This window comes from Nocardiopsis coralliicola, from assembly GCF_054779695.1.
The window spans coordinates 40,225-46,281 of the sequence record NZ_BAAGXT010000046.1 but is presented as its reverse complement, the minus strand read 5'-3'; the positions used below and the strand labels follow the sequence as shown (position 1 = coordinate 46,281).

Genomic DNA, 6,057 nt, shown 5'->3' with positions numbered 1-6,057 from the left:
GCCGGACGGCGGGGCCCGGCGCAACCGGAGCCGGGGCGCCCGCCGCCCGTGGGCGCATCTGCACTGGACCGGTGCCGGCGGCCGGCCGCACGCGCGCCGCGGGGGTGCGCCCGCAGCCGCCCCCGCGGGCGGCCGCAGCAGACCGCCCCCCGATACGGAGACGGGGAGGAGCCCCGGCGGGCGGTGGTCCTCCGCCTGCGCGCGGACGCACGAAGGCCGCGCAGCCCTGCCGGGCCTGCCGGGCCGCCGTCTGCCGAAGGCCCTGCGGCGGCCGCGCGGCCGGAGAGAGCGGGCTGCCCGCGGTTGCCCGGGACCGGCTCCAGCCGCTGGATCCGCAACGCGCGGAAGAGCGGCAGGCTCCGGGGCGGGGACCGTGCCGGGGATCAGCCGGAGAAGCCGAGCATCTGCTGGATGCGGCTGGCGTAGCGGACCTGGACGGAGCCGCCCTTGGCCGTGCCGCGGATGATGAAGTGCGGCGCGGGCGGGGCCGGCCGGTCCGGAACACGGCTGTCCACCGAGCCGAACCAGGACGAGTCGACCGCGATCTCGGCGGAGGCGCCCTCGGGAAGCACCACCCGCACCTCGCCCCAGGAGGCACCGATGTCGATCGACGTCGTCGCCGCGGCGAGGCGGGCCGACCGGAAGTCGAGCAGGGTGCTGCCCATCGGGTTGGCCACCGAGATCTGCGCCGGAGCGTCCCAGGTGCCCTTGCGGGTGAGGGTGCCCGCGGTGGCCTTGAGCTCGAGCGGCTCCCGGCCCCGCGCCGCAGGTACCGCCGGCTCCGCGCCGGCCGCGGTGCTCTCCGGGAGGTCGGCGGTGAGCGGCTCGAGGTCGCCGTAGGTGCGGGCGGCGAACACCGCCGTCAGCCGCTCGTCGAGCTCGTCGAGGGTGATCCGGCCCGTGGCGGCCGCCTCCCGCAGCACTTCGGCGACCCGCTCGCGGTCAGCGTCGCCCGCGCGCATCTGGGACCCCGGCTCTTCGCGCGGCACCTTCGACCACCTCTTCGTCAGACGTCTGCTCCCGGCCGCGGCGTCCCGCAGCGCCTCGGCGGCCCGCTCGCGGGCGTCCCCGACCCCCATCCGCGACTGCGGCTCCTCACCCGGCACATCGACCGCCTTCCTCCGGCGCGCCCGGCGCAACCGCGGAGCGCTGTGCCCTGGATCATACCGGTTGCACCGTTTCCCTCCGCGCGCGCTTCCGCGGCCGGGACGGGCCTCCCGCACCGCCGGGGCGCCCGGTCAGCGGCCGGACCGGTGCGGTTCGAGGTGCCCGCGGGCGCCGGCCACGCGCTCGAACAGGACCGTACCGAACGGCGGCACACTCGCCGCGAGCCCGATCAGGCCCGTCCACAGCGACCAGCGGTGCACGCGCCAGGCCAGCAGCGCCACCGCCCCGTAGACGACGAACGCCGCACCGTGCAGCGGGCCGAAGACCTGCACGCCGATCTCGTTGCCGGCCGCTCCGTACTTGAAGAACATGCCGACCAGGAGCCCGGCCCAGGTGAACGCCTCGAACGCGGCGATCGCACGGAACGCGGTCAGGGTGCGCGCCGCGAAGCGGGACGGGGCGGCGGCGCTCGGAGCGGCTTCGGCCGCGGCCTGCGGGGACGGTGTTGGCACGGGTGCTCCCGGGGAGAGGGTGACGGGTCCCCTCCAGTGTGTCCGAACCTCGGCACCGCACCGCACCGGCCCCGGAGTGCTGCTCCGCACGCCGATCGCCCGCCGGGCGCTCCAGCGGCCGGCGGGCCCTCCCCCGCCCTGCCGGTCCGATATCGAGCCCCGGCCACCGCTCGGACGCCCCTCGCCGTCTACTCCGCCAACTGCGGCGAAGCAGCCACCGGCGCCCCGGTTGACCCTGATTCGGACTGTTCAGATCATGCTTTCCGGACACCTGGCCACCGCACGGAACCGCAGGTCGCGGAGCCCGCCGCGGAACCCGGCGGAAAACCTTCCCCGCGCATTCGAAAACATCCCCGAAAAACACCCTTTGAGCTGCACAGACTACAGGCCGCGAAACCCGCCGGAATATCTTCGCCCACCCGCACTCTGCGGCGTTTGCCCAAATTCCGCGCCGAGCATGACGTTATTGACAAAAGCGCAGGTCGGCCCGCATTTCTGGATGTGTTCCGGCCGGCCGCGCCCCCCTCGCAGGCGACGGAGGACAGCTGGACGTGCCCAGCCAGGACGTGCCCAAGACCGCGATCTCCCCGAACTTCCTCTCCGACTTCTCCCGCCTCGGCCCCAGCATGCGCAGCGCGGTGCTCACCGTGGTCGAGGCGTTCATGGGCGGCGCCGAGGACCGCTTGGAAGCCGTACCCGGCGCCCCCGACCCGCGCATCCGGCTGCTGCGCATCGGTCCGGAGTGGGCCGGTGTCGTGGTGCCCGCCGCGGACGGCGCCCGCCTCCTGGACGCCCTCCGGACCAGCGACGACGCGCTCGCGCTGGCCCGCGACCACACCGGCCTCCCGCCGGCCCCGGCGGCGGAGCTGGTCCCGGCCCAGGCGACCGGCGCCACCGCGCCGCGGATCAGCGGCCCGGACGAGCTGTCGGCGCAGCTCGGCCGGTCCTTCGACGAATGGCAGATCACCCTGCACCCCAACCAGCACCGCATCGTCGACGCGCGGTTCCGCGGATCGGCGCAGGTCACCGGAGGGCCCGGTACCGGGAAGACGGTGCTGGCGCTGCACCGCGCCGCGCACCTCGCGGCGCGCGACGCCGCCGCCAACCCGGGCGAGGTGCGCCCGCCCGTCCTGCTGGCCACCTACAACCGGCTCCTCGCCCAGACGCTCTCCGGCCACCTCGACCGGCTGCTGCCCGATGCCGGCGTGCGCGCCCGCGTGCAGGTGTCGACCATCGACAGCCTGGCGCGCAGCATCGTGCACGAGCACTCCGGCCTGGTCCCCGAGCCGCTGGGCTCGGACGCGCTCGCGGAGCGCTGGCGGACGGCTGCCGCAGCCGACGGCCTGCCGTACTCGGGCCGGTTCCTGGTGGACGAGTGGGAGCAGGTCATCCTGGCGCGGGGCTTCACCCGCGCCGCCGACTACATCCGCTGCGAGCGCAGCGGGCGCCTGCTGCACCTCGCGCCCGAGCACCGCGCGCACGTGTGGGATGCGGTCCAGCGCTACACCGCCGACCTGCGCGCCGACGGCGCCTGGTCGTTCCCGCAGATCGCCGAGGCCGCCGCCGGACACCTGCGGCGCACCGGCACCCGCTATCGGCACATCATCGTCGACGAGGCCCAGGACCTGCACCCCGCACAGTGGCGGATGCTGCGGGCCGCCGTCCCGGAAGGCCCGGACGACCTGTTCATCGTGGGCGATCCGCACCAGCGGATCTCCGACAACCGCGTCTCGCTCGCCTCGCTCGGTATCAACGTGCGCGGCCGCGGCCACCGGCTGCGGATCAGCTACCGGGTGAGCCAGGAGATCCTCGACTGGGCGGTGCCGATCCTCGGCCGCGGCTCCGCGGTCGGGCTCGACGACGACGCCGACACACTGGCCGGCTACCGGTCGCTGCTGCACGGGCCGGAGCCGGTGCTGCGCGGCTGCCGCGACCGCGCTGAGGAGCGCGCGGCGCTGGGCGAATGGGTGCGGGTGTGGCTGGAGGCGGGGGTAGCGCCCTCGGCCGTGGCCGTCGCCGGCCGCAACCAGTGGGTGGCGCGCGCCGCAGCCAAGGAGCTTCAGGCGCGCGGCATCCCCACGGCCGCGGTCGACGCCCCGGACGCACCGGCGTCGGTGCGGGTGGGCACCCTGCACCGGTTGAAGGGGCAGGAGTTCCGCTGCGTCGCGGTGGTCGGCGTCAGCGAGCCGCTGCTGCCGCCGCGGGCCGCTCTGGACGCCGCCGAGGGCGACCCGGTGGCTCTGGAGCAGATCCACCAGCACGAGCGCAACCTGCTCTTCGTGGCGTGCACCCGCGCCCGGGACGCGCTCTACGTCTCCTACGTCGGCGCGCCGAGCCGGCTCCTGCCGCAGGCGCAGGCGGCGGACCAGGAGCAGGAGGCACTGCTCTGACCCGCCCGAGGACCGCGCGGAGCCGCTGACCGGCCCACGCGGCAGCGGTCCGGCCGCGGTCCCCTGCGGGAGCCGCGGCCGGTTCGCGCCTGGGGGTGCGGCGGCGCGCGTCCGGTGGCGGGAGCAGCAGGGGTGCCCGCCCGCCACCGCCGACTGCGCGTCACGGCGTGTGCCGCGAGCGGTGTCGCCAGGTCCACCCGTCGCACGCACCCCTGGGACATCTGCTCATCCGCCCAGCACGCCCAGACGGGCCCGGGAGGGTTCCCGTCCCCGTCCTGGCTGCACCAGCGCAGCACAGCGATCATCCGGATGCCGGAGAACCAGCCCGGCCCGGAACACCGCGACGCCCGCACCGCCGAAGGACTCGACGCGGGCCTGCCGCCGCACCTACGCGCCCGACACCGCGGTTCCGAACAGGCTGACCGGCGCTCCGGCCGAGCGGCCACCGGCCGCCGACGACCACCGGCCAGCCCCTCGCGGCGTTCTCCTCTCCTCGACAGGGAAACCCGCCCTGACTCCCTCGCCGGCCGTGCGGCGGGAGCACCGCCGACACCGCTCGCGACGAACGCCACCCGCCCCACAGGCCCTAACTGCTCGCACGCAGGTCGAGGCCGTCCACGGCCAGGTGTCCGGCGTCGGCGACCGGGCGGGTGACCTCCACGTTGGGGATCGGGATGAGGGACGGCAGCAGCGGCGGCGGGAAGTCGGGGGTGAAGGTGATGCTGATGCCGAGGATGGTGATGGTCAGCTCCTGGACGTGCAGCACCAGCTGCCCGCCGTCAGCGCCCGCCAGGTCCATCTCCGGCAGCCCCAGGGACGCGCGGCTGCCGTTGTGCATCCACCACAGCTCGCCGCCGGTGACGGCGCCCTCGTCCATCCGGATCTGCAGGTAGCGCTCGGTGCCCGAGCTGGTGGGATACTCCACGACGCCGCCGAACTGCGCACCGTACATCGTCATCGAGTCCGCGGTCAGGCCGGACTCGGCGTCGGAGGCGGTGAAGGGCCCGGCGCCGTCGGCGAGCGGAGCCTGAGGGGCGGTACCGGCCTCGCGGGCCGCCTCGCACGCCTCCACGGCGGCGAGGAACTCCTCCTCGGTCTCTGCTGCGGACTCCGCGCCCGTGCGGACCTCGCAGTCGGCGGGGTCGCCGTCGCCTTCCGGCTCCGGCGCCGCCTCCGATTCCTCTTCCTCCTCGCCGCCGTCTCCGCCGGAGCCGCCTCCCGGCTCCTCTGCGGGCGGCGTGCCCTCGCCGGGCTCGCTGGGCGACGGCGACGGGGATGGTGACGGCGAGGGCGACTCCGGGTCGGCCGGGGCCGACTCCCCGCCGTCTCCGCCGCCGAACCAGTCGTCCCACGGCCACCGGATGTCAGCGGGAGCGGCGGCGGGCAGGGCCAGCGCGAGCGCCAGCGGCGCGGCGGCCCACCCGTGCAGCCTGCGGTGCTCCCCGCCCGCGTCGGGACCGCGGCCGGATGCCTCCCCGGAGGCGGCCCCGCCGCCGGCTGGGCCGGAGCCGGACTCCTCCGGCGGCCGTTCGGCGCGGCGCACGATCGCACCGGACCGGGCCTCGGCGGCGCCGTCCTCAGCACCACCGGAGTCCGCGGCCTCGTCCGGATCCGCCGGCTCGGGCCCCCCGCCCCTGCTCCGCCGCGGCGGGCGCTCGGGCCGCCAGGAGAAGACGAGGGCGCCGCCGACGATGCCGAGCAGCATGCCGATGACGAAACCGCCGAAGTTGGCGGTGACGAACGACGCCACCGACAGCAGCGTGCCGACGACCGCGTAGAAGGCGCGCTGCTGCGGCTGGAGCCACACCAGGACGCCGAGTGCGATCAGCAGCAGGCCGATCAGGTACAGCGAGATGCCCGCGACCCCGGCGTAGATGACCAGGTTGAGCGGGAGGATCAGGTCCACCGCGGCAGGCGCGGCCATGAGCTCCACGCCGGCCGCGGCGAGCAGGGCTCCGCCCCAGAAGGGCCGGGTCCTGCGCCAGTCGCGGAAGGCGCGCAGCGGGCCGCGCGGCCGCGCCGTCGGTTCGGGCGTCGGTTCGGGCATG

General features: G+C 75.8%; 4 protein-coding genes. 1 reads left to right on the top strand and 3 read right to left on the bottom strand.

Going from position 1 to position 6,057, the window contains the following annotated elements:
• Positions 1-383: 383 nt before the first annotated feature.
• Together ACYVGT_RS23630 and ACYVGT_RS23625 are read right to left on the bottom strand one after the other, a co-directional pair.
• Positions 384-1,079, bottom strand: a complete 696-nt coding sequence (locus tag ACYVGT_RS23630; protein ID WP_460862404.1) for a DUF1707 SHOCT-like domain-containing protein — start codon at positions 1,077-1,079, stop codon at positions 384-386.
• 159 nt (positions 1,080-1,238) lie between these two features.
• Positions 1,239-1,541, bottom strand: a complete 303-nt coding sequence (locus ACYVGT_RS23625) for a DUF3817 domain-containing protein (protein WP_460862413.1) — start codon at positions 1,539-1,541, stop codon at positions 1,239-1,241.
• 644 nt (positions 1,542-2,185) lie between these two features.
• Between ACYVGT_RS23625 and ACYVGT_RS23620 the strand changes: the two genes are divergently transcribed.
• On the top strand, positions 2,186-4,009 hold the full coding sequence (locus ACYVGT_RS23620) for a UvrD-helicase domain-containing protein (protein WP_460862411.1): 1,824 nt from the start codon (positions 2,186-2,188) through the stop codon (positions 4,007-4,009).
• Between the two features lie 586 nt (positions 4,010-4,595).
• Here ACYVGT_RS23620 and ACYVGT_RS23615 read toward each other — a convergent pair.
• On the bottom strand, positions 4,596-6,056 hold the full coding sequence (locus ACYVGT_RS23615) for a DUF6114 domain-containing protein (RefSeq protein ID WP_460862401.1): 1,461 nt from the start codon (positions 6,054-6,056) through the stop codon (positions 4,596-4,598).
• Between the last annotated feature and the right edge of the window lies 1 nt (position 6,057).

What these genes read in the sequence shown, in the direction of transcription:
- ACYVGT_RS23630 (WP_460862404.1), bottom strand. Translation starts at nt 1,079, where the DNA reads ATGGGGGTCGGGGACGCCCGCGAGCGGGCCGCCGAGGCGCTGCGGGAC.
- ACYVGT_RS23615 (WP_460862401.1), bottom strand. Translation starts at nt 6,056, where the DNA reads ATGCCCGAACCGACGCCCGAACCGACGGCGCGGCCGCGCGGCCCGCTG.